This is a genomic window from Nonomuraea sp. NPDC050536 (assembly GCF_044457685.1).
Lineage (GTDB): Bacteria > Actinomycetota > Actinomycetes > Streptosporangiales > Streptosporangiaceae > Nonomuraea.
The window spans coordinates 258,684-280,073 of the sequence record NZ_JBITHD010000002.1 but is presented as its reverse complement, the minus strand read 5'-3'; the positions used below and the strand labels follow the sequence as shown (position 1 = coordinate 280,073).

The following is a 21,390-nucleotide window of genomic DNA, read 5'->3' as shown; positions in this document are numbered from 1 at the left end:
TGGCCAAGCGTCTCACTTGTTGGCGAGATAAATCCATACGATGGCGGCGATGACCGCGAGCGCCGCCAGCACCGCGATCGTGATCTTCACCGGGCTGTACGGGCGGTCGCCCTGGACCTCGCCGGTGACGCCGTTGATGAGCACCTGGTAGGTCTTGCCGCCGAACAGGTAGCAGCCGATCCAGACCGGCAGCAGCATGAGCTTGAACGTGACGTCGGCGTATGTGGTGTCGACGGAGTGCACGCGCTGCTCGTCGCCGCCGATGTCGTCCCGGCAGTCCTGCTCGATGACCTCGGCCATCTTGCCCTTGGCCGTCTCCAGTCCGGCCTCCGGCTCGGTGTCGTAGCGCAGGCTGTGGTGCCCGGCGACGTAGCTCGGCTCGAAGGCGACGGCCTGGTGCAGCGGCCAGGGCTCCAGGTCCTCCAGGCGCTTGCCGGGGACGTGTCCGGTGGCGGTGATCAGGATGTCGTCGAAGTCGCGCGCGACCCGGCCGCTGGCCGAGTACCAGCGCGTCTTGCGCACCTGGCGGGTCTTGGTCTGGCCGTTCTCGGTGTAGGTCTCGGTCACGTAGTAGTGCTCACCGCGCATGCCGGTGTAGTCGGAGACCGTGTCCGCGTCGAAGGTCCAGTGCGGGAGGTAGGTGCTCTTCATGGATTCCGCCTCCGACACCTTCTTCAGGCGGTTCGGAGCGAACCAGCGGGATTTCACCCACTTTTTCAGCTCTTCGCGGGATTTGCCGCGGTCGACGGCGAAGGGAACGACCGCCTCGGGGGCGACCTGAGGGTCGCTTCCCGTGTCGGCGACCAGGCCGGTGCCGCAGAACTGGCAGCTCTTGGACAGCGCGTCGCTCTCGGTGCGCGCCCCGCAGCCCGGGCAGGCGAACTGGTGCGGCGCCACGGCGGCGACCCGGGGCTTGGCCAGGAAGGCGTCGTAGGAGTGCTCCATGACCTGGCGGGCGGGAGCGGCGATGCGCTGCTCGCTGCCGCAGTACGGGCAGCGCAGCACGGTGGTGCCGGGGGCGAACTCCACGTTCGCCCCGCAACCCGCGCAGGGGTGCGTGATCTGGGTGGGGGAGGTCACGTCGGCCTTCCTAGGCGGGAGGCAGCGGGGGAGGGGTGCTGTTCAGCAGCGCGGCGAGCTCCGGCACGTCACGGGCGGCCGTCCACTGCGCCATGCCCGCCTTCCACACCAGCGCGTCAGGCGTGAGGCCGCCGGCCGCCAGCGCCTGCCGGTCGAAGGGCCCGCGCCGCTCGCCACCGACGCCCAGGAACCACTGTTCCTGGGGAGGGAGCGGAGGCGGCACCTGACCGGACGGCTGCGACAGGGCCGCCGCCATCTGCTGCCCGGCGGCGATGCCCAGGCCCAGTCCCATGCCCTCGCCGGCGCCGCCGGCGTTCTCCAGCGCGTTGGCCGCCTGGAACTTGGTGTAAGCGTTGAGGTCGCCCACGATGCCCATCGACGTGCGCTTGTCCAGCGCCTGCTCGACCTCGGGCGGCAGCGAGATGTTCTCGAAGGAGAAGTTCGGGACCGTCAGCCCCACCTTGGCCAGGTCGGCGCTGAGCACCTCGGCCAGCTGCTGCCCCATCGCGTGCTGGTTGGCCGCCATGTCGAGCACCGGCACGTTCGCCGTGCCCAGCGCGCCGGCCAGCCGGCCGACGACCATCTGCCGCAGGTAGCCCTCGACCTCCTCGGTCCTGAACTGCGGGTCGGTCCCCGCCAGCTCCTGGATCAGCAGCCGGGCGTCGATCACCTGGACCGAGTACGCGCCGAACGCCCGCAGCCGCACCGGGCCGAACTCGGGATCGCGCACCATGACCGGGTTCTGCGTGCCCCACTTGAAGTCGGTGAACTGGCGCGTGCTGACGAAATAGACCTCGGCCTTGAACGGCGAGTGGAAGCCGTACTTCCAGCCCTTCAGCGTCGACAGGATCGGCAGGTTCTGCGTCTCCAGCGTGTAGGTCCCCGGCGTGAAGGCGTCGGCGATCTGCCCCTCGTTGACGAAGACCGCGACCTGCGACTCGCGCACGACGAGCCGGGCGCCCATCTTGATCTCGTTCTCGTACCGGGGGAAGCGCCAGACGATCGTGTCGCGGCTGTCGTCGAGCCATTCGACGATGTCGATGAACTCGCCCCGAATCTTGTCGAACAGCGCCACATTGCCCCCATTCGTTGCCGTTTCACCAGGCGGGTCACCGTACCAAAGCTCGTTTGATGACGAATTAACGACGCGCCCCGGTACTGTTGGGCGGCGTGGGAGAGCAACGAGTCGCGCAGCTGGAGTACTCCGAGTTCCAGTCGGCGATGCTCGACGAGGAGAAGCGCAGGCGCAAGGCCGCGAAGATCATCGCTGTGATCGAGCACTTCCACGGGCCGCTGAGCGGCAAGATCGTGGGCGACGTCGGCTGCTCGGCCGGGTTCATCGCCGACGAACTGGCCGGCGCGGGCGCCCAGCACACCCTCGGCATCGACATCGACGTGCCCGGGCTGCGCAAGGCCGCCGACCGCTTCGGCGAGCGGGTCGGCTTCGTCTGCGGCGACGGCACCGCGCTGCCCTTCCCCGACGGCTCGATCGACGTGCTGGTCTTCAACCACATCTACGAGCACGTGATCGACCCCGACGCGGTCGTGGCCGAGATGCACCGGGTGCTGTCCGACGACGGCGTGCTCTACCTGGGGCTGGGCAACCGGCTCGGCATCATGGAGCCGCACTACAAGCTGCCGTTCCTGTCCTACCTGCCGCCCCGCCTGGCTGACCGGTACGTGCGCGCCTCCGGCCGCGCCGACCACTACTACGAGCGCTTCAGGACGCGGCGCGGGCTGCGCAGGATGCTGCGAGCCTTCCACGTCTGGGACTACACCTTCCCGGTGCTGGCCACGCCCCGCAGTTTCGCCGGGGCCGAGCTGTTCCCCGGCGTGCTGGGCCGGGTGGCGCAGGCCGTACTGGCTCATACGCCGCGTGAGGTGCTCAGGCTGCTCCTTCCGCTCGTGCCGACCTACCTGTGGGTCGCCACCAAGAAGCCGCTCCGCCCGCGCGGCCCCGCGCTACCCCAGCCGCCCGAGCGGGTCCTCCCGCTGTGAGCGGCGAGGACTCCGGTACGGCCGGCAGGTCAGGCACCGTGGGCGCCCCGGCCAAGCGGGTGCTGCTGAAGCGGGTCGTCCGCCTGGCATTCCTGCTCGTGGCGCTGGGCTTCGGCACCTGGGCCGTGGCCAGGCAGTGGGACGCCGTGGTCGCCGGGTTCGCCCGGCTGTCGTGGGAGGCGGTCGCCGGGTCGCTCGTGGCCGTGATCGCCGCGCTGCTCGGGGCCATGCTCACCTGGCGCACCCTGCTGGCGGACCTGGGGTCGAGGCTTCCGCTCAAGTCGGGGGCGAAGGTGTTCTTCGTCGGCCAGCTCGGCAAGTACATCCCCGGCACGGTCTGGCCGATGCTGGCCCAGATGGAGATGGGCCGCGACCTGGGCGTGCCGCGCTCGCGCAGCGCGGCGGCGTTCTTCCTGATGATGCCCATCCAGCTGGCGACCGGCCTGCTCATCTCCCTGGTCACGCTGGGCTGGGACAGGTACGGCTGGCTGCTGCTGCTCATCCCGGTGCTGTTCGTGCTGCTCGAACCCAAGGTGATCAACGCGGTGATCGGGTTCGGCCTCAGGAGGCTGAAGCGGGAGCCGCTGGAACGGCCGCTCACCCGGCGCGGCATGCTTGGCGCGCTCGGCTGGGCGGTGGCAGGGTGGACCTGCTACGGCATCCACCTGTACTTCATCGCCCCGCAGGGCGGGGTGGTGTTCGCGATCGGGGCGTTCGCGCTGTCGTGGTGCCTGGGGATCATGACGTTCGTGGTCCCCGCGGGCGCCGGGGTCCGGGAGGTGGCCATGGTGGCCGTGCTGGCGCCCGTGCTCGACCGGGGTTCGGCGATCGCCGTGGCTCTCACCTCGCGCATCGTGATCGTGATCGGCGATCTGATCTGCGCTGGATTGGCGGGAATAGCCGCCAGGCGCGACTCAGTGTGATTTGGCCCACGATTTGGGGGAGGCTGGGCATAGGGTGAACCAGGAGGGGGACGACCCAAGTCCCACGTGGATCTTGAGGGGAGAAGATCTTCGTAATGCCTCGAGTGCTCGTCGACGCCGCGGCGGTCCCCGCAGACCGCGGTGCGTTGATCAGATATGTTGACGGGCTGGTCGCCGGCCTGGACCGGGCGGGCGCCGATCTGGTGGTCGTCTGTCAGCGCGCGGACGCCGAGAAGTACGGGCGGATCGCGCCTTCCGCGAGGATTGTTCCAGGACCCGTCTCCATCACCAACCGCGCCGCCCGACTGGCCTGGGAGCAGACCGGTGTCCCGCTGCTGGCCAGGCAGAACTCCGTCGATGTGATCCACGCGCCGTACTACTCCATCCCGCTGCGGTCCGGCCTGCCGACCGTGGTCACCGTGCACGACGTCACCTGGTTCACCGAGCCCGACCAGCACAGCGCGGTCAAGGCCTCCTTCTTCCGCTCGGCGACCAGGACCGCGGTACGGCACGCCAACCGGGTCGTCGTCCCCTCCAAGGCCACCAGGGAAGAACTCGTCCGCGTGCTGGCCGCCGATCCCACCCGCATCGACGTCGCCTACCACGGCGTCGACCAGGCGATGTTCCACGCGCCTGGCGAGGAGGAGGTCAGGCGCGCCGCCGAGCGGCTCGGGTTGCACGGCCGGCCGTACGTGGCCTTCCTGGGTGCGCTCGATCCGCGCAAGAACGTGCCGAACCTCATCCGTGGGTTCGCCGCCGCGGTCAAGAGCCTCGACGAGCCGCCCGCGCTGGTGATCGGTGGCGGGGTGCACGAGGACGACGTGGACGCCGCCTGCCGCGAGGTCGAGGCCACGGTCAAGGTCGTGCGGCCCGGCTATCTACGCATCCCCGACCTGCCCGGTTTCCTGGGCGGGGCGCTGGTGGTGGCCTTCCCGTCGCTGGGTGAGGGGTTCGGGCTGCCGGTGCTCGAGGCCATGGCCTGCGGCGCGCCGGTGCTGACCACGCATCGCGCCTCCCTGCCCGAGGTGGGCGGCGAGGCGGTGGCCTACACCGAGCCGGATGCCGATAGCATCGCCGAGGCGTTGGCCGCACTGCTCGCCTCCGCCGATCGGCGGGCCGCGCTGAGGAACGCCGGACTGGCCAGGGCTCGGGAATTCACCTGGGAGGCCTCCGCCGAGGCACATCTGAGCGCCTATCAACGTGCCGTCGAATAGTTGGATAACCTCACACCGTGATGGAGAGCTCATTGCCGGCCGATGCCCCAGGGACCCTCGACCGACCCTTCGAGCTGGAGGCGATTCTCCTGGTCGGCGGGCAGGGCACGCGCCTTCGTCCGCTGACACTGGGCACCCCGAAGCCGCTGCTGCCGACCGCGGGAGTCCCATTTCTCGCCCACCAGCTGGCGCGCGCCCGCGCCTTCGGTGTGCGCAGGATCGTCTTCGCGACCTCCTACAAGGCGGCCATGTTCGAGCCGGTCTTCGGCGACGGCTCGGCCTTCGGGCTCTCCCTGGAGTACATCACCGAGGAGACGCCGCTCGGCACCGGCGGCGCGATCCGCAACGCGGCAGAGGCGCTGACCTCCGGGCCCGACGCGCCCGTGCTGATCCTCAACGGCGACATCCTGTCCGGGCACGACATCGGCGATCAGGTGCGCACCCACCTCGACAGGCAGGCCGCTGTAACGCTCCATTTGACCGAGGTGGACGATCCCACCAGGTTCGGCTGCGTGCCGACCGACTCCTCCGGCCGGGTCACGGCCTTCCTGGAGAAGACGCCGAATCCGGTGACAAACCGGATCAACGCCGGGTGCTACGTCTTCACCCGTTCGGTGATCGACTCGATCCCGGCGGGGGAAGTGGTCTCCGTCGAGCGGGAGACGTTCCCCGGGCTGATCGAGTCGGGCGACCTGGTGCTGGGGTACGCCGACCGGACCTACTGGCTCGACGTGGGCACGCCCGCGGCGTTCGTGAAGGGCTCGGCCGACCTGGTGCTGGGGCGGCTGGCCTCGCCCGCGCTGCCGGGTCCGACGGGCGAGTACCTGGCGCTGCCGGGGGCGGTCGTGTCGCCCGAGGCCAAGGTGCGCGGCGGGACCGCCGTCGGAGCCCGGGCCGTGGTCGAGGCGGGCGCGAAGGTCGACGGAAGCGTGCTCGGCGACGACTGCGTGGTCCACACGGGCGCGACCGTGACCGACTCGGTGATCGGCAGGGGCGCCCGCGTCTGCGCGGGCGCGGTCGTGCACGACGCCGTGATCGGCGACGGCGCGGTCGTGGGCCACGGCAACGAGCTCAGGGCGGGGGTCCGCATCTGGCCCGGCGTGGAGCTGCCCGACTGCGCGGTCCGCTACTCCAGCGACGTCTGAGCCCGGTCGTAGCGCCGCATGAACGGCACCACCAGGAAGCTCACCAGCCCGAGCGCGGCTTGCACGCCGCACGCCCCCGCCCAGCCGTACAGGCCGTAGGCGGCGCTGGCCAGCGCCGCGCTCAGCGCGCCGGTGAGGAAGACCGTGACCATGAACACGGTGTTCGCCCTGCTCCTGGCGTCCGGCAGGTAGGCGAAGACACGGGCGAGGTTGGCGATCTGGCCGGCCTGGATGGCGACGTTGGCCAGTACGATGCCCGCGATCATCGCGGCGAGCGCGTGCCCGCCCAGCGCGTAGAGCCCTGCCGAGGCCACCACGAGCACCAGCGAACCCACGATCACCCTCGTAGGCCCGATCCGGTCGACGTACCTGCCCGCGAACGGCGCCACCGCGGATCCCCCCAGGCCCAGAAGCCCGAACAGACCCGCCACGGCGTTGCCGAAGTGGTACGGCGCGGCCGTCAGCACCAGCACCAGCGTCGTCCACGTGGCCGTGTACCCGCCGAAGATCCCTGCCTGCAGCAGGCTGGAGTGCCGCAGGGCGGGTTCGTCCCGTAGCAGCCCGGGCAGGGAGCCGAGCAGCCGGCCGTACCCCATGCCGCGCTTGGCAGGCTCGGCGGGCAGCAGCCGCAGCGTGAGCGCGCCCGTGACCAGCGTGAGGACGGCGGCCAGCACGTATACCGCGCGCCAGCCGAGCAGCTCGCCCACGCCGCCGCCCACGACCCGCGAGGCCACGATCCCGGTCATCAGCCCGATCTGCACTCGCGCCACCACGCGTCCCCGCTGGTCAGGTGGGGCCAGCTCGGAGGCGAGCGGAATCAGCACCTGCGGCACCACGGTCGCCACGCCGATCGCCGCGGCGGCTGACCCGAGCACCGCCAGCCCCGGGGCCGCGGCGGCGACGAGCAGCACGACGACGGTGACCGAGAGCATGGCGGTCAGCAGCGGACGGCGGCGCCGCACGTCGCCCAGCGGGACCAGGAACAGGATTCCTGCCGCGTATCCGAACTGGGCGCAGGTCACCACGATCCCGGCCGCCGAGCGGGGCACGCCGAGGCCGGTCGCGATGAGCTCGAGCAGGGGCTGGGCCAGATAGACGTTGGCCACGGTCGCGCCGGCGCACACCGCCATGACCGAGAAAAGGGTTCGCTTCATGATCACCAATATTTCTAACTGGTTGGTTAGATCTCGATCCTCGCGGCTTCCTCGAGACCTTGTCAACTAACTGGTTAGAATGAATCCATGGGGTACGACGCGGACGCCACGAGGGCCCGCATCTTCGAAGCCGCCACCACCGAGTTCGCCGAGCACGGGGTGGCAGGCGCCCGGGTGGACCGCATCGCGGAGCAGGCCAGGGCCAACAAGGCGTCGATCTACAGCTACTTCGGCAACAAGGAGCAGCTGTTCGCCGCCGTGCTCGGGCGCAAGCTGCAGGAGCTGATGGACGCTGTCTGCCTGGATCCCGCCAGGATCGCCGACTACGCCGGCGAGCTGTTCGACTACCACCTTGCGCACCCGGAGGTGATCCGGCTGCTGATGCACGAGGCGCTGCGCTACCGGGACGAGGCGGTGCCCGAGCAGGCGCGGCGGACCGAGGAGTACCTGGCCAAGAGCCGGGCGCTGCAGGCCGGTCAGGAGGCAGGGGTGATCGATTCCGAGCTGGATCCGCGGCACCTGCTGCTCATGCTGATGGGGCAGGTGTGCTGGTTCTTCGCGATGCCGCATGTCTCGCGCATGCTCCTGTCGGAGCCCGTCGACTCCGAGGTGGTGGCCGCTTACCGGGCTTCGGTGGTGGAGGGTGCCCGGCGGCTGCTGAAGCTGGGCACACTGGACAGGTGAAGGAACGGGAGTGGGCGCCCGCGTGGCCCCTGGAGGTCGGGCTCGTGCTGGGCCCGCACGGGCACGGCGGCCACGACCCCACGTTCCGCACCGCGCACGACGGCGCCGTCTGGCGCACGTCGCGCACGCCTGACGGCCCCGGCACGCTGCGCGTGTCGGTCAGGTCGGGCCACGTCATCGGGCAGGCCTGGGGGCCGGGCGCCGACTGGCTGCTGGAGACGCTGCCCGCGCTGCTGGGCGCAGATGACGATATTTCGGGCTTCAGTGTGAAACATGAGGTGCTGGAGGACGTGGCCAGGCGGCACACCGGCCTCCGCATCGGGCGGACGGGGCGCGTCATGGAGGCGCTGGTGCCCGCCGTACTCGAGCAGAAGGTCGTCGGCCAGGAAGCCTGGCGCGCTTGGGGCTGGCTGCTGCGGAGGTACGGCGAGCCCGCCCCCGGCCCCGCGCCCGAGGGCATGCGCGTGATCCCTGAGCCCCGGGTGTGGCGGGAGATCCCCACCTGGCACTGGCACAAGTCCGGAGCGGAAGGCGTCCGGGCCAGGACGATCGCGACCGCCGCCTGGCACGCCGACAAGCTGGAGGCCGCGGCCACCAGCGAGGAGGCCGACCGGCTGCTGCGCATGCTGCCCGGCGTCGGCGTCTGGACCTCCGCCGAGGTCAGGCAGCGGGCCTTCGGCGACCCCGACGCGCTCAGCGTGGGCGACTTCCACCTGGCCAAGCAGGTGGGCTACGCCCTGACGGGGGAGAAGACGGACGATCCCGGCATGCTCCGGCTCCTGGAGCCCTACCGAGGTCACCGGTATCGGGCCACGATCCTCATCGGGCTCACCGGGCTGCGCCCGCCCAAGCGCGGGCCACGGATGGGGGTCCGCGACTACCGGTCGTTCTAGCTTCCGTACTGTGCTGGGTATGACCACCGCACTCAGGCGGGCACTGGCTCGCGCCCGCGACGGCAAGTCCCTCGACCTCACCGAGGTCGGCGTGCTGCTCGAAGCACGCGACGAACACCTCGACACGTTGCTCACCCATGCCGCCCGAGTGCGGGACGCCGGTCTGGAGGCCGCGGGCCGGCCCGGCGTCATCACCTACAGCAGGAAGGTGTTCATCCCGCTGACCCGCCTGTGCCGGGATCGCTGTGGTTACTGCACGTTCGCCACCGCGCCGCACAAGCTGGAGTCGCCGTTCCTCAGCCCCGACGAGGTGCTCGAGATCGCCCGGCAGGGCGCGGCGCTCGGGTGCAAGGAGGCGCTTTTCACGCTCGGCGACCGGCCCGAGGACCGCTGGCACCAGGCCCGCGAGTGGCTCGACGCGCACGGCTACGACGACACGCTCTCCTACGTGCGCGCGATGGCGATCAGGGTGCTGGAGGAGACCGGGCTGCTGCCGCACCTCAACCCGGGCGTGATGAGCTGGCGGGACCTGCAGCGGCTCAAGCCGGTGGCGCCGTCGATGGGCATGATGCTGGAGACCACCTCACGGCGGCTGTTCGAGGAGAAGGGCGCGCCGCACTACGGCTCGCCGGACAAGGACCCGGCGGTACGGCTGCGCGTCCTGGAGGACGCCGGGCGGGTCAACGTGCCCTTCACCACCGGGATCCTGATCGGCATCGGCGAGACGCTGGAGGACCGGGCCGAGTCGCTCTTCGCGATCCGGCGGGTGTCGCGCGAGTACGGCGGCATCCAGGAGGTCATCATCCAGAACTTCCGCGCCAAGCCCGACACCGCCATGCGCGGCCTCCCCGACGCCGACCTGCAGGAACTGGCGGCGACCATCGCGGTGGCGCGACTGGTCCTGGGTCCCCGGGTGCGGCTCCAGGCGCCGCCCAACCTGATCGACGCCGAGTACGAGCTGATGATCAGGGCGGGGATCGACGACTGGGGCGGAGTCTCGCCGCTGACCCCCGACCACGTCAACCCCGAACGGCCCTGGCCGCAGATCGACGCGCTGGCCGCCCGCACGGCCGCCGCCGGATTCGCGCTCCGGGAGCGGCTGACGATCTATCCGGAGTACGTGCTGGCCGGCGAGCCCTGGCTCGACCCGCGGGTGATGGCGCACGTGGCCGCGCTGGCCGACCCGGAGACGGGCCTGGCCAGGGAGGACGCCGTGCTGGTTGGCCGACCGTGGCAGGAGCCCGACGGCGGCTTCAGCTCCTCAGGGCGGGTCGACCTGCACGTCACGGTGGACACCACCGGGCGCACCCAGGACCGCCGCGACGACTTCGACGACGTCTACGGCGACTGGGACGCGCTGCGCGACCGCCTGCCCGCTGGCTCCTCGGCCGCGACGCCCTCCGATGTACGGCAGGCGCTCAGCAAGGCCGAGGCCGACCCCGCGGGCCTGACCGACGACGAGGCCGTGGCACTGCTCGGCGCCGAGGGGGAGGCGCTGGAGGAGCTCGCCCGCCTGGCCGACCACCTGCGCAGGGAGGCCGTCGGCGACGACGTCACCTACGTGGTCAACAGGAACATCAACTTCACCAACGTCTGCTACACCGGGTGCCGTTTCTGCGCCTTCGCCCAGCGGCGGACCGACGCCGACGCCTACACGCTGAGCCTGGACCAGGTGGCCGACCGGGCGCAGGAGGGCTGGGACGCGGGTGCCACCGAGGTGTGCATGCAGGGAGGTATCCACCCCGACCTGCCCGGCACGGCCTACTTCGACCTGGCGCGGGCGGTCAAGGAGCGGATCCCGGACATGCACGTGCACGCCTTCTCGCCGATGGAGGTCGTCAACGGGGCCGGCCGTACCAACCTGTCGATCGAGGACTGGCTGGTCGCCGCCAAGGAGGCGGGCGTGGACTCGCTGCCGGGCACCGCGGCCGAGATCCTCGACGACGACGTGCGCTGGGTGCTGACCAAGGGCAAGCTGCCGGCCAAGGACTGGATCGAGGTGATCACCACGGCGCACCGGGTGGGCATCCCGACCACGTCCACGATGATGTACGGCCACGTGGACAACCATCTGCACTGGGTGCGGCACATCAAGCTGATCCGCCGGCTGCAGGAGGAGACGGGCGGCTTCTCCGAGTTCGTCCTGCTGCCCTTCGTGCACAACAGCGCGCCCATCTACCTGGCCGGCGTCGCCAGGCCCGGCCCTACCGCGCGCGAGAACCGCGCCGTGCACGCGCTGGCCAGGATCCTGCTGCACGGCGCCATCGGCAACATCCAGTGCTCCTGGGTGAAGCTGCGCGACGACCTGTGCCGCCAGGTGCTCGACGGCGGGGTCAACGACCTGGGCGGCACGCTCATGGAGGAGACGATCAGCCGGATGGCCGGCTCCGAGAACGGATCGAACAAGACGATCAGCGAGCTGCGCGCGATGGTCACTGGCCGCCCCGTCAGGCAGCGCACCACGGAGTACGGCGAGCCGAGCGCGGAACGGCTGGCCGCCGCGGCCGCCAGCGACGGCGTCTACCAGAGCGTCAGGCGGGTACTGCCGCTGGTGTAGTGATAACAAGTTCTACCGGCCCTTGCGCCCCCCATGGGGCTGGTTGGGAGAATCGTCGCCGTGTCGTTTGGACAGCATCGTGCCGCGCCAGGTCCCGAGCAGCGCAGGAGAAAGGCCCTGTGGCGCGGCATATTGGCAGGTGTCGCGGTGCTCGCCGTGGTGGCGGGCACGCTCGTCGTGTTACTCGGCGGCGGCGGCGCGCTGTGCTCCACACGAGAGCCTGTTCTGGTCAGCGTGGCCGCCGCGGTCGACGTCGCGCCGGTGGCCATGGAGGCGGCCGGGCGCTTCAACGACACCAAGGCCACCGTCGGCGGCCGGTGCGTGCTGGTCCAGGTGACCGAGCAGCCGCCGGCCACCGTGCTGCGCACGCTCATCGGAGACAAGGCCGGCGTGCTGCGCGAGCGGCCCGACGGCTGGATCGCCGACTCCTCGGCCTGGATCCGGCTGGCCCGCAAGCAGGGGGCAGCCGCGCTGCCCGCGGGCGAGAGCGTGGTGGCCACCTCGCCGCTGGTGTTCGCCACCCGCTCCTCGCTGGCGCAGCGCTTCGCCGTGGGCAAGACCGAGATGAACTGGCGCATGGTCTTCCCCCCGACCGTGCGCGGGCGGCTGCGGCCCAACGCCGACGAGCCCGACGTGGTGCGCGTGCCCGACCCGTCGCTGGCCGGGGCGGGCATCGCCACGGTGGCCGCCGCCCGTGACGTGGTGGGCAGCGGGCCGAGCGCCGACAAGGCGCTCACCGCGTTCGTCCGGTGGGCGCAGGCGGGATCCGCGCCCGACTACCGGACCATGCTGGCCGCCGTGGACGACCACTCGTTCTGGAAGCGGCCGGTCGTCATCGTGCCCGAGCAGTCCGTCTGGGACCACAACCGGCGGCCCTCCGCCGACCCGGTCGTGGCGCTGCACCCGCGCGAGGGCACGATCAACCTCGACTACCCCTACGTGGTGACCGCCACCGACCCGACGGTCGCCGAGGCCTCGACGGTCTTCGCCGACTGGCTGCGCGGCCCCGACGCGCAGCAGATGGTACGGCGGGCGGGCTTCAGATCAGGCGACGGCACGCTCGGGCCGATCTCGCCCGGCCCGCAGATCCCCACCGACCAGCCCAAGACCCGGCCGTCCGTCTCGGCCCAGGACATCGACGACGCCCTGCAGGCCTGGAGCCGCCTGGCGCCGCCGACCAACATCCTCGTGCTGGCCGACACCTCCAAGCACATGGCCGAACCGCTCAAGGACACCACCCGGCTGGGGGTCGCGCTGGCCGCGGCCAAGATCGGCCTGCAGCTCTTCCCCGAGTCCACGCACATGGGCCTGTGGGAGTTCGCCCAGGGCATCGACCGGCTCAAGCCGTACCGCCAGCGGGTCGGGCTCGGGCCGATCAACCGGCCCGAGTCGGGCCAGGTGGTACGGCGCGGCCGCCTCGACGAGCTCACCAGCACCATCACCGCCCACGGGGAGCTGGACAGCTCCCTGTACGACACGATCCTCAGCGGGTTCCGCTCGGTCACCAGCTCCTACCGGGAGGAGATGAACAACACCCTGCTCGTCATCACGGCGGGCAAGGACGACGGCCACGGCGTCACACTGCCCCAGCTCGTCGACAAGCTGCGCCGGGAGTGGGATCCGTCGCGGCCGGTGCAGATCGTCGTCATCGCCTTCGGGACCAACGTGGACACCGCCGCCCTGTCGCGGATCACCGAGGTGACCAACGGCTCGCTGCACGTGGCGCAGAAACCGGACGAGATCATCGACGTCTTCCTCAGCGCCCTGGCCCGCCGCCTCTGCCACCCGACCTGTTCCAAGTAACGCACCTGGCTCAGCCGTCATCGTTCCTGTCTCGCCGGGAGACGAGGTCCTTCAACAGTGCGGCCACGGTCACGCCTGCTCCCACGGGGATCGCCCAGGTCGGCTGAACGGCGACGGCGACAGAGACCGCGCCCGCTGCCCCGCAGATGGCGGCGATCCGCCACATCCGACGGCGCCGACCTTCGTCATGGTGCTGCGGGCTGAGTAACCCCACCTGGACCAACCTCCACTGAGCCGGGCTCGCCTGAGCGGCAATGCCATGCGGGCGATTATGGAGGAATGCACGTGAAAATGCACGTGCATTCGCACGTGCATTCTTGCTACGCAGAGGTAGCGAACATCGCCTGAATGTAACTTGCCCCCTCGAGGGGTTGGGTGGGTGCCCCCGGTGGCACCCACCCAGGTCTTCGGTTAGAGGCGCTGCCAGAGGGCTGGGGTGTTCGGGGGTTCCCAGCCGGGGAGCGAGGTGTGCGCCTGGACGCAGCGGTAGCCGGTGCCCGCGTACGTCACCTGGTCACCGATCGCGTAGGCGTGGTTGGCCGCCCAGGTGCCCGACGGGACCGTGGGGGTCGGCGTCGGCGTCGGGGTGGGGGTGGGGGTCGGGGTGGGCGTCGGCGTGGGGGTGCCGCCACCGCCGCCTATCTGGAGGTCGATGCAGGAGTAGAAGGCGTTGGCCGTGTCGGAGATGTTCCAGATGGCCAGCACCTTCTGGCGGCCCGAGTATCCGGACAGGTTCACGGTGTGGGTCACCGTGGCGGGCGGTTGCTGGCCGTTGCCGTTGACGACGGCCACCCGGGTGTTGCCGATGTAGTACTCGTAGTTGAGCGTGGCGTGCCGGGCGGTGAAGGTCCAGGTGAAGTTCACCGTGGTGCCGACCGACGTGGCGGGCCACGGCTTGCTCTCGTCGCTCAGCTCGGCGAAGCGGGCGTTGCCGCCGTCGCAGCTGCGCAGGCCCTTGGGGCCCTCCACGCTCTGCGGCTCGTAGATGATCTCGCCGCAGTCGGGCACCTTGCCCTGCGCGCAGAGCGCCTGGCGGCTGGGCGGGGAGTTGACGTAGCCGTGCGCCATGGCGGGGCCGGACGCGACGATGGTGGCCGCGAGCGTGATCACCGCGGCGCTGAGTAAGGTGAGCACTCTTCTCATGAAGGCTGGCTCCTTTACATGGGGGGATACCCCGAATCTAAAGGAAAGTTTCCTAAGGGTAAATGCCGGGTTGACAGCGGTCAGCGTTTCCTTCTGACTCGGGACACCAGGGTGTCGAAGGACCAGGGGCCGCTGCCGATCAGCACGAGCAGCAGGAACGACCAGCAGAACAGGGCCGCCGGCTCGCCGCCGTTGATCAGCGGGAAGAGGCCCTTGGGCTGGTGGACGGTGAAGTAGGCGAAGGCCATCGTGCCCGAGCAGAGCAGGGCGGCGGCGCGGGTGGCCAGGCCGACCATGACCAGGCCGCCGGCGACCAGCTCGATCACGGCGGCCCACCAGTCGGGCCACGCGCCGATCGGGGGTGGTGCGCCGCCGCCGCGCGGGCCGCCCAGCACGCCGAACAGGGTGGCGGCGCCGTGGCAGGCGAACAGCAGGCCCACCACCACGCGGAACAGCGAGACCACGGCGTCATGGATGCGCTCCATGAAGAGCTCCTTCGTGGGGGTGACCTCAACGTAAAGGAAGCTTTCCTAAGAGTGAACATCGCATCCGGCCATAACGCGCCGTTATGTCCATGGGCGAAACATGAGCGGTTGTCGAGTGTCGCCCGACCAACTCCCGGGGACCTTGCGGATGGTCAGCTGATCTTCGGGGGTAAGGGAGTCGTTCTCATGCAGGTCAAAGCTCTGGTCGCGGGGGCGGTGGTGGCGGCAGGAGGGCTCGCGCTGTCCGCCGTACCGGCCGTCGCCGCGAGCCATCCCAAGGTGCATGTCAATCCGGCCAAGGCCAGGCCCGGGTCGCAGGTGCACGTCCAGGCGCCCAGCAGGGGTCAGTTCGCGACGGTGGCCTCCGAAGCGTTCACCGACCCGGTCCAGCTCAGCGGGAGCATGGGAACGGCCACGATCAGGCGGGGCATCGCGCCGGGCACCTACAGCGTGCTGGCGCTCGACGCCGACTCGCGGAAGATGGCCACGGGCCACATCAAGGTGGCGCGCCTGCACGGGGCCGCCGCGGACATCGTCGGTCCCCCTCGTCCCGAGCCCCGCCCCGGCGTCGAGGACGCCCTTCCCGCCTCTCCCGACCGTCCTCGTCCGGCGGACAGCGCGCTTCGGCCCGTCACCGGTGCCGCTCGGCTCGCCGACCCGGTGACAGGGCCTCGCCCCATCGACCGCAACGGCCCGCAGCTCCGTGGTTCCGGCCCGCGGCTGCCCAACGGCAAGCAGCCGCGCAACTACCAAGACGGTGATCGGTTCACCCCGCGGAATCCGTCGGCCTGGCTTCGGGCTCACCGTCCCCGTCGCCCGGAGGATCGTGTCCCTCGCGCCCTCAAGGACTTCAATCGCCGACCGGACCGCCAGGCTCGCAACCAAGGTCCCGGCGCCCGCAACCTAGGCCAGCGTCCGCAGTCCCCAGGCCAGAACGCCCAGTTCCCAGGTCAGCAGTTCCCCGGTAAGCACTCTCGCTTCCCTGGGCAGCAGGGTCAGTTCCCGGGTCAGCGGTCGCAGTTCCCTGGTAAGCACTCTCGCTTCCCTGGGCAGCAGGGTCAGTTCCCGGGTCAGCGTTCGCAGTTCCCTGGTAAGCACTCTCGCTTCCCTGGGCAGCAGGGTCAGTTCCCGGGTCAGCGTTCGCAGTTCCCTGGTAAGCAGTCCCGCTTCCCTGGGCAGCAGGGTCAGTTCCCGGGTCAGCGTTCGCAGTTCCCGGGTCAGCGTTCGCAGTTCCCTGGTAAGCACTCTCGCTTCCCTGGGCAGAACGCCCAGTTCCCGGGTCAGCGGTCGCAGTTCCCCGGTAAGCAGTCCCGCTTCCCTGGGCAGCAGGGTCAGTTCCCGGGTCAGCGGTCGCGCTTCCCCGGACAGCACGGGCAGTCGCCCGGGCATTTCTCGAAGAAGCTGCCGGTTCCCGCGCACGTCAGCGGGCTCTAACGAATACGTGGGGGCGTGGCTCAGCGGGCCACGCCCCCTTCGCGTGCGGTCAGCGGACGACGATGAAGTCGTCCGGGTCGATCGGCGGTCGATCGGGCGCGGGGTTGGCGGGGTGGCCGACCGTGACGTATCCCACCGGCGTCCACGACTCGGGCAGATCGAGCAGATCCGCAGGGACCGGACGCCGATACCACGCCGACCCCAGGCCCTCCATCGCCAGCTGGATCAGCAGGTTCTCCACGGCCGCCCCCGCCGGCGCCTCGCCGCCAGGAGCGACCCGGCACGGCACGACCACCAGCGGCGCGTCGTGCAGCTTCCGCCGCAGCTCGGCGGACTCGACCAGGACGTACCGCACCGGGTCTCCGTCGTGCGGCGCCGTGACGGCCGCCGCCACGGCTCGCCGTACCGCTGACAGGTCGACCGGCTCGTCCGAGAATTCCGTGACGGTACGGCGGGCCGTGACGACGTCGCGGGAGCCGTAACGGAAGAGGTCCTCGTCGGCGGGGCGGATGAGCGGGCGGACGCCGGGCCCGTCGTCGGCTGTGACCAGGTGAGCCAGGCCGCGCACGATCGCGATCGGAACGCCGGCGAGCTTGCCCTTGACCAGCTCCGCGGCCGCGGCGATCTCGTCGGCGAGGGCGGTCACGGTGGCGTTCAGCGGGTTGCCGTGGGTGTCGTGGCCGCCGCGGTAGTCCTCCAGCGGGATCACGCCCGCGGCCCCGATCGCCACGTCGGTCAGGCCGTGCCGCCACGGGCGTCCGAACGTGTCCGAGATGATGACGCCCACGCGCTTGCCGAGCTTCGCCCTGATACGGCGGGCCGAGGCGTCGGAGTCCTCGGGGAGCAGCAGTACGGTGCCCGGCTCGGTGTTCGAGGCGTCCACCCCGGCGGCGGCCATCACGAAACCGTGGCGGGTCTGGGAGATCACCGTGTCGCCGCGCCTGGCCACGACCCGCTCGGTCTCCTCCATGATGGCGGCGGTCCTGTCGGGGGCCTTGCGGATGCGGCCCTCGGCCTTGCTCACGATCTTCGACGTGATCACCAGGATGTCGCCGTCGCGCACCTCGACGCCGTCAAGCAGCGCCGCCACGTCATCCCCCGGCAGCACCTCCCCGATCCCCATCACAGGCACCACCACCACGGCCGCCCGCGCGACACCCTCCACCGCCAAGTCCTCCCCTCCACCTACCACCTGCAAGACCACACCCCCCACACCACCGCCACCCCTTCCCCCGCCCCGTCGCCTCGATACGGGCACCTGGGCCCGCGCTGCCCGCGGCCCGATGGCGGGTGGGTGGGGGTCATGGGGTTAGGGCCTGGGCGAGGGTTAGGGCGGCTCGGGCCAGGGCGGTGGTGGCGTCGGGGGAGTTCATGAGGAGGGGGCGGGCTTCCACCTGGACGCCGGACAGGGAGACGTCGGCGTCCTCCTCCGCCACCAGCCACCCGTTGACGAGGTCGGAGCCGTAGAGGTCGAGGACCGCCTGGGCGGTGGTCTCCACGCCGATGGCCGTGAGGCAGGCGTCGGCCATGCCGCGGACGGGGGCGCCGCCGATGATGGGCGAGACCCCGACGACCGTCTTGGGCAGGAGCGCCTCGCGGATCCCGGGAACCTGGAGGATCGTGCCGATCGAGACGACCGGGTTGGAAGGCGGAAAAATCACGAAATCGGCGGAGGCGATCGCCTCAAGCACCCCGGGCGCTGGCCGGGCCGTGTCCACGCCGACCAGGGCGATGGACTCGGCGGGCACCGAGGCGCGCAGCCGTACCCACCACTCCTGGAAGTGGACCGCCCGCCGCCCCTGAGCGTCGTTGATCACCACGTGCGTCTCGCACCGGTCGTCGCTCATCGGCAGCAACCGGACCCCGGGCTGCCAGCGCGCGCACAGCGCCTCGGTGATCTGCGAGAGCGGATAGCCCGCCTCCAGCATCTGTGAGCGCACGATGTGCGTGGCGAAGTCGCGGTCGCCGAGCCCGAACCACTGCGGCTCCACCCCGTAGGCCGCGAGCTCCTCCTTGACGACGTGGGACTCCTTGGCTCGCCCCCAGCCCTGCTCCTCGTCGATGCCGCCGCCCAGCGTGTACATCACGGTGTCGAGGTCGGGGCAGACCCGCAGACCGAACAGGGTGATGTCGTCACCGGTGTTGCCGATCACGGTGATGTCGGCGTCGGGGGCCGCGGCACGCAGACCGCGCAGGAAGCGGGCGCCGCCGATGCCGCCGGCGAGGGACACGATGTGCATGCGGTCAGTCTCGCATCGTGCCCCGACAACCCTGTCTGGGGAGTCACGTTTCAGGTCCCACATGCCCTGAAAAATCATTACAAACAGGTAGATGTGGTAGGTGAGGTTGCTGGGACTCCCGCCGCCGAAGTCAGTCATGTGGCAAACTCCACTCGGGCCAAAGGGGCGCGATGGGGGTAGTTGTGAGCAAACTCGATGTAACCCGGCTGAAGGAACCGGCCGCGTGGATCATGCTGGCCGCCGGCCTGCTCGACATCCTCGTGGCCATCGAAAGGGTGCTGGTCGGAGGCTCCGGATACGGCTCCTTCGCCGAGCGCGCGTCCGTCGGCCTGTCGGGTCTCACCAGCCCTGTCGTCACAGCGCTGCTCCTGGGCGCGTTCCTGCTCGTCACCAAGGTGGGCGACCCCTCGCCCAAGGCCAGGCTCTTCGCGTACGGCGCGGCCGCCGGCCTCGGCCTGTCCACGCTCTTCGGCGCCGCCTCGCTGATCCTCGGCCTGTTCGCCGGCGGCGGCGCCCGTGGCGCGGCGGAGTTCCTGCTCACCAGTGCCCCCAGCCTGGCGTTGAGCGGCATCGCGCTGGTCTACCTGCTCCCACAGGTCCTGCCCGACCGCCCCGCCGCCCCCGCCTTCGGTTACGGCCAGCAGAACTTCCCCCAGCAGCAGGGGTACGGCCAGGCGTTCCCACAGCAGGGTTACGGCCAGCAGCCCCCCACGGGCGCCCAGTACGGCCAGCAGGACCAGCAGCCGCTGTACGGCCAGCAGCCCCCCGTCGCCGAGCAGCAGCCCGCCTACGGCCAGCAGTACGCGTCGCAGCCCCCCACCGGCGCCCAGCAGCCGCAGTTCGGCCAGCAGCCCCTGTACGGCCAGCCCGAGCAGTCCCCGTACGGCCAGCAACCCCCCACCGGCGCGCAGCAGTACGCCCAGCCCGACCAGACCTACGCCGCCCCGCAGGAGCCGTACCAGGAGCCCCCGACCGCCCAGGTCCGGCCGGCCCTGCCTCCAGCCTTGCCCCCGGCCCCAGCCCCGGTCGAGCAGCCTTACGCCCCGGTCGAGCAGCAGCATCAGCAGTACACCCCGGCGGAGCAGCAGGCTTACCCGCAGGCCGACCAGCCGCAGCAGTACCCGGTAGAGCAGAACCCCTACGCCCCGGTGGAGCAGCAGACCTACCCGCAGGCCGAGCAGCCGCAGCAGTACGCGCCCGTCGACCAGCAGCAGTACGCGCCCGCCGAGCCGCAGCATCAGCAGTACGCCCCGGCCGAGCAGTCCCCCTATGCCCCGGCCGAGCAGCAGACCTACCCGCAGGCCGAGCAGCCGCAGCAGTACGCGCCGGTCGACCAGCAGCAATACGCTCCCGTCGACCAGCAGCAGTACGCCCCGGCCGAGCAGCACCACTACACGCCCCCCGAGCAGGCCTACACCCCACCCCAGGACCACGGCTTCGCGCAGCCCGAGCAGCCCCAGTACGGCCAGCAGGCCGCCTACACCCCGTCGGAGACCCTCCCCGACGCCGGCTACCAGCCCGCCCCCTACGTCCCGGCGGACAGCCAGCCCAACGTGTACGGCAACGCGTATCCGACCCCGGCGCCGACGGACTACCCCACCCCCGACGGCCAGCACAACCCGTACGCCCCGCCGGACTACGCCCCGGCGCACGGACACGCCGAGACCGCGCCCGGCCTGCCGTACCCCCAGCAGGAGCAGCAGGCGTACTACGAGCGCCCGCCGGCCTTCGAGCAGTCGGACCCGAGGTCGCAGCAGCTGATGGACGCCTACCAGCAGGCGGAGAGCTACCAGCACTCGAACCCGGGCACCCAGCCCGAGCTGAAGGTGCCCGACTACGGCGGCAGCCCGTTCGGCCATCCGCAGCAGCCTCAGCATCAGGGCGGCTACGAGCCACAGCCCAACGCTTACCAGCCGCAACACCAGGGCTGGACGGAGCCGCCCGGCGATTCGACGGTCAGGTTGGACCCGTCGATGTTCGGCGGGCATCCCCCGCAGGGAGACGACCCGATCGATCCCACCGCCATATACACCCCCAACGAGCCTCGCAGGTAACGGGCCCGCAAAGAGCGGCTAGAGAGAAGGTGGGCCACGGGCGGGGGTCAATCCCGCCCTGGTACGGTTCCGACCGCTGACAGCGTTGAACACCCCAGGCCAACCCCATGGGCTGGGGCCGCGAACATCACATGCCATGCACACCGGGGCGAGAGCTGGTCTTTCCCCGGATAGCGGCATGCCGCTTGACGTCGGATACAAGACGCGCGTGTAATTACAACCATGTTGTTACGCCTTCCTGTGGGTGGGTACTAGGAAGGCGTTCATGGGGGGCTCCATTGCGGGCGGGCGGCAGGGAGGTGTGCAGTGACCGATCTGGTCATCGCACAGGATCAGCTTGACGCTGAAGAACTCGGATGGCAGGAACGCGCGCTCTGCGCGCAGACCGATCCGGAGGCGTTCTTCCCGGAGAAGGGCGGCTCTACCCGAGAGGCCAAGAAGGTCTGCCGATCGTGCGAGGTCCGTGCCGAGTGCCTTGAATACGCGCTCGAGCACGATGAGCGCTTCGGCATCTGGGGTGGACTGTCGGAACGGGAGCGCAGACGGATCAAGCGCCAGGCCGTTTAGGGATATATGCGGGAGG

At 70.6% G+C, this 21,390-nt stretch carries 18 protein-coding genes; 10 read left to right on the top strand and 8 right to left on the bottom strand.

Annotated features, from left to right (window positions below):
* Positions 1-12: 12 nt before the first annotated feature.
* Together ACIBHX_RS08295 and ACIBHX_RS08290 are read right to left on the bottom strand one after the other, a co-directional pair.
* A complete protein-coding gene (locus tag ACIBHX_RS08295) occupies positions 13-1,080 on the bottom strand; it encodes a hypothetical protein (RefSeq protein WP_397065480.1) in 1,068 nt (355 codons plus the stop codon).
* A gap of 10 nt (positions 1,081-1,090) precedes the next feature.
* Positions 1,091-2,155 carry an SPFH domain-containing protein gene (locus tag ACIBHX_RS08290; protein ID WP_397065478.1) on the bottom strand — a complete coding sequence of 355 codons (1,065 nt, stop codon included), beginning with the start codon at positions 2,153-2,155 and terminating at the stop codon, positions 1,091-1,093.
* A gap of 95 nt (positions 2,156-2,250) precedes the next feature.
* On the opposite strand from ACIBHX_RS08290, the gene ACIBHX_RS08285 reads away from it, so the two are divergent.
* The 4 genes from ACIBHX_RS08285 to ACIBHX_RS08270 all read left to right on the top strand — a co-directional run bounded on the left by ACIBHX_RS08285 (position 2,251) and on the right by ACIBHX_RS08270 (position 6,360).
* On the top strand, positions 2,251-3,078 hold the full coding sequence (locus ACIBHX_RS08285; protein ID WP_397065476.1) for a methyltransferase domain-containing protein: 828 nt from the start codon (positions 2,251-2,253) through the stop codon (positions 3,076-3,078).
* A complete protein-coding gene (locus ACIBHX_RS08280) occupies positions 3,075-4,001 on the top strand; it encodes a lysylphosphatidylglycerol synthase domain-containing protein (protein ID WP_397065475.1) in 927 nt (308 codons plus the stop codon). Before ACIBHX_RS08285 ends, ACIBHX_RS08280 begins: the two co-directional genes overlap by 4 nt.
* Before the next feature lie 95 nt (positions 4,002-4,096).
* On the top strand, positions 4,097-5,215 hold the full coding sequence (locus ACIBHX_RS08275; protein WP_397065473.1) for a glycosyltransferase family 4 protein: 1,119 nt from the start codon (positions 4,097-4,099) through the stop codon (positions 5,213-5,215).
* A 20-nt stretch (positions 5,216-5,235) separates the two neighbouring features.
* Positions 5,236-6,360: a sugar phosphate nucleotidyltransferase gene (locus ACIBHX_RS08270; protein WP_397065472.1), complete on the top strand. Its 1,125-nt coding sequence runs from the start codon at positions 5,236-5,238 to the stop codon at positions 6,358-6,360.
* Here the strand turns inward: ACIBHX_RS08270 and ACIBHX_RS08265 are convergent.
* Positions 6,342-7,514, bottom strand: coding sequence for an MFS transporter (locus tag ACIBHX_RS08265; RefSeq protein ID WP_397065470.1), 1,173 nt, complete (start codon positions 7,512-7,514; stop codon positions 6,342-6,344). The genes ACIBHX_RS08270 and ACIBHX_RS08265 overlap by 19 nt on opposite strands.
* Positions 7,515-7,601: 87 nt before the next feature.
* Here ACIBHX_RS08265 and ACIBHX_RS08260 point away from each other — a divergent pair, with 87 nt between their 5' ends.
* Genes ACIBHX_RS08260 through ACIBHX_RS08245 form a run of 4 tightly spaced genes read left to right on the top strand, consistent with a single transcriptional unit; the run spans position 7,602 to position 13,451 of the window.
* Complete coding sequence (locus ACIBHX_RS08260; RefSeq protein ID WP_397065468.1) at positions 7,602-8,198, top strand: TetR family transcriptional regulator; 597 nt, start codon at positions 7,602-7,604, stop codon at positions 8,196-8,198.
* The gene (locus ACIBHX_RS08255) at positions 8,195-9,091 is read left to right on the top strand and encodes a DNA-3-methyladenine glycosylase family protein (protein WP_397065466.1); all 897 of its coding nucleotides are present in this window, start codon (positions 8,195-8,197) and stop codon (positions 9,089-9,091) included. The genes ACIBHX_RS08260 and ACIBHX_RS08255 overlap by 4 nt, the downstream gene beginning before the upstream one ends.
* A 19-nt stretch (positions 9,092-9,110) precedes the next feature.
* Complete coding sequence (locus tag ACIBHX_RS08250) at positions 9,111-11,648, top strand: bifunctional FO biosynthesis protein CofGH (RefSeq protein ID WP_397065464.1); 2,538 nt, start codon at positions 9,111-9,113, stop codon at positions 11,646-11,648.
* A 60-nt stretch (positions 11,649-11,708) separates the two neighbouring features.
* Positions 11,709-13,451: a substrate-binding and VWA domain-containing protein gene (locus ACIBHX_RS08245; RefSeq protein ID WP_397065462.1), complete on the top strand. Its 1,743-nt coding sequence runs from the start codon at positions 11,709-11,711 to the stop codon at positions 13,449-13,451.
* Positions 13,452-13,862: 411 nt separating this feature from the next.
* On the opposite strand, the gene ACIBHX_RS08240 is transcribed toward ACIBHX_RS08245, so the two are convergent.
* The 5 genes from ACIBHX_RS08240 to cofD all read right to left on the bottom strand — a co-directional run bounded on the left by ACIBHX_RS08240 (position 13,863) and on the right by cofD (position 18,753).
* The gene (locus ACIBHX_RS08240; protein WP_397065461.1) at positions 13,863-14,594 is read right to left on the bottom strand and encodes a lytic polysaccharide monooxygenase; all 732 of its coding nucleotides are present in this window, start codon (positions 14,592-14,594) and stop codon (positions 13,863-13,865) included.
* Positions 14,595-14,674: 80 nt separating this feature from the next.
* The gene (locus ACIBHX_RS08235; protein ID WP_397065459.1) at positions 14,675-15,079 is read right to left on the bottom strand and encodes a DoxX family protein; all 405 of its coding nucleotides are present in this window, start codon (positions 15,077-15,079) and stop codon (positions 14,675-14,677) included.
* A 903-nt stretch (positions 15,080-15,982) separates the two neighbouring features.
* On the bottom strand, positions 15,983-16,468 hold the full coding sequence (locus ACIBHX_RS08230; protein WP_397065457.1) for a hypothetical protein: 486 nt from the start codon (positions 16,466-16,468) through the stop codon (positions 15,983-15,985).
* 94 nt (positions 16,469-16,562) lie between these two features.
* Entirely contained in the window at positions 16,563-17,678 is a 1,116-nt protein-coding gene (locus ACIBHX_RS08225) for a coenzyme F420-0:L-glutamate ligase (RefSeq protein ID WP_397065456.1), read from the bottom strand.
* A 136-nt stretch (positions 17,679-17,814) separates the two neighbouring features.
* Positions 17,815-18,753 (bottom strand): 2-phospho-L-lactate transferase, encoded by a 939-nt coding sequence (cofD, locus tag ACIBHX_RS08220; protein WP_397065455.1) that lies wholly within the window; start codon positions 18,751-18,753, stop codon positions 17,815-17,817.
* Between the two features lie 182 nt (positions 18,754-18,935).
* Between cofD and ACIBHX_RS08215 the strand changes: the two genes are divergently transcribed.
* Positions 18,936-20,807 (top strand): hypothetical protein, encoded by a 1,872-nt coding sequence (locus tag ACIBHX_RS08215; RefSeq protein WP_397065453.1) that lies wholly within the window; start codon positions 18,936-18,938, stop codon positions 20,805-20,807.
* Between the two features lie 306 nt (positions 20,808-21,113).
* On the top strand, positions 21,114-21,374 hold the full coding sequence (locus tag ACIBHX_RS08210; protein ID WP_049564653.1) for a WhiB family transcriptional regulator: 261 nt from the start codon (positions 21,114-21,116) through the stop codon (positions 21,372-21,374).
* Positions 21,375-21,390: the final 16 nt, after the last annotated feature.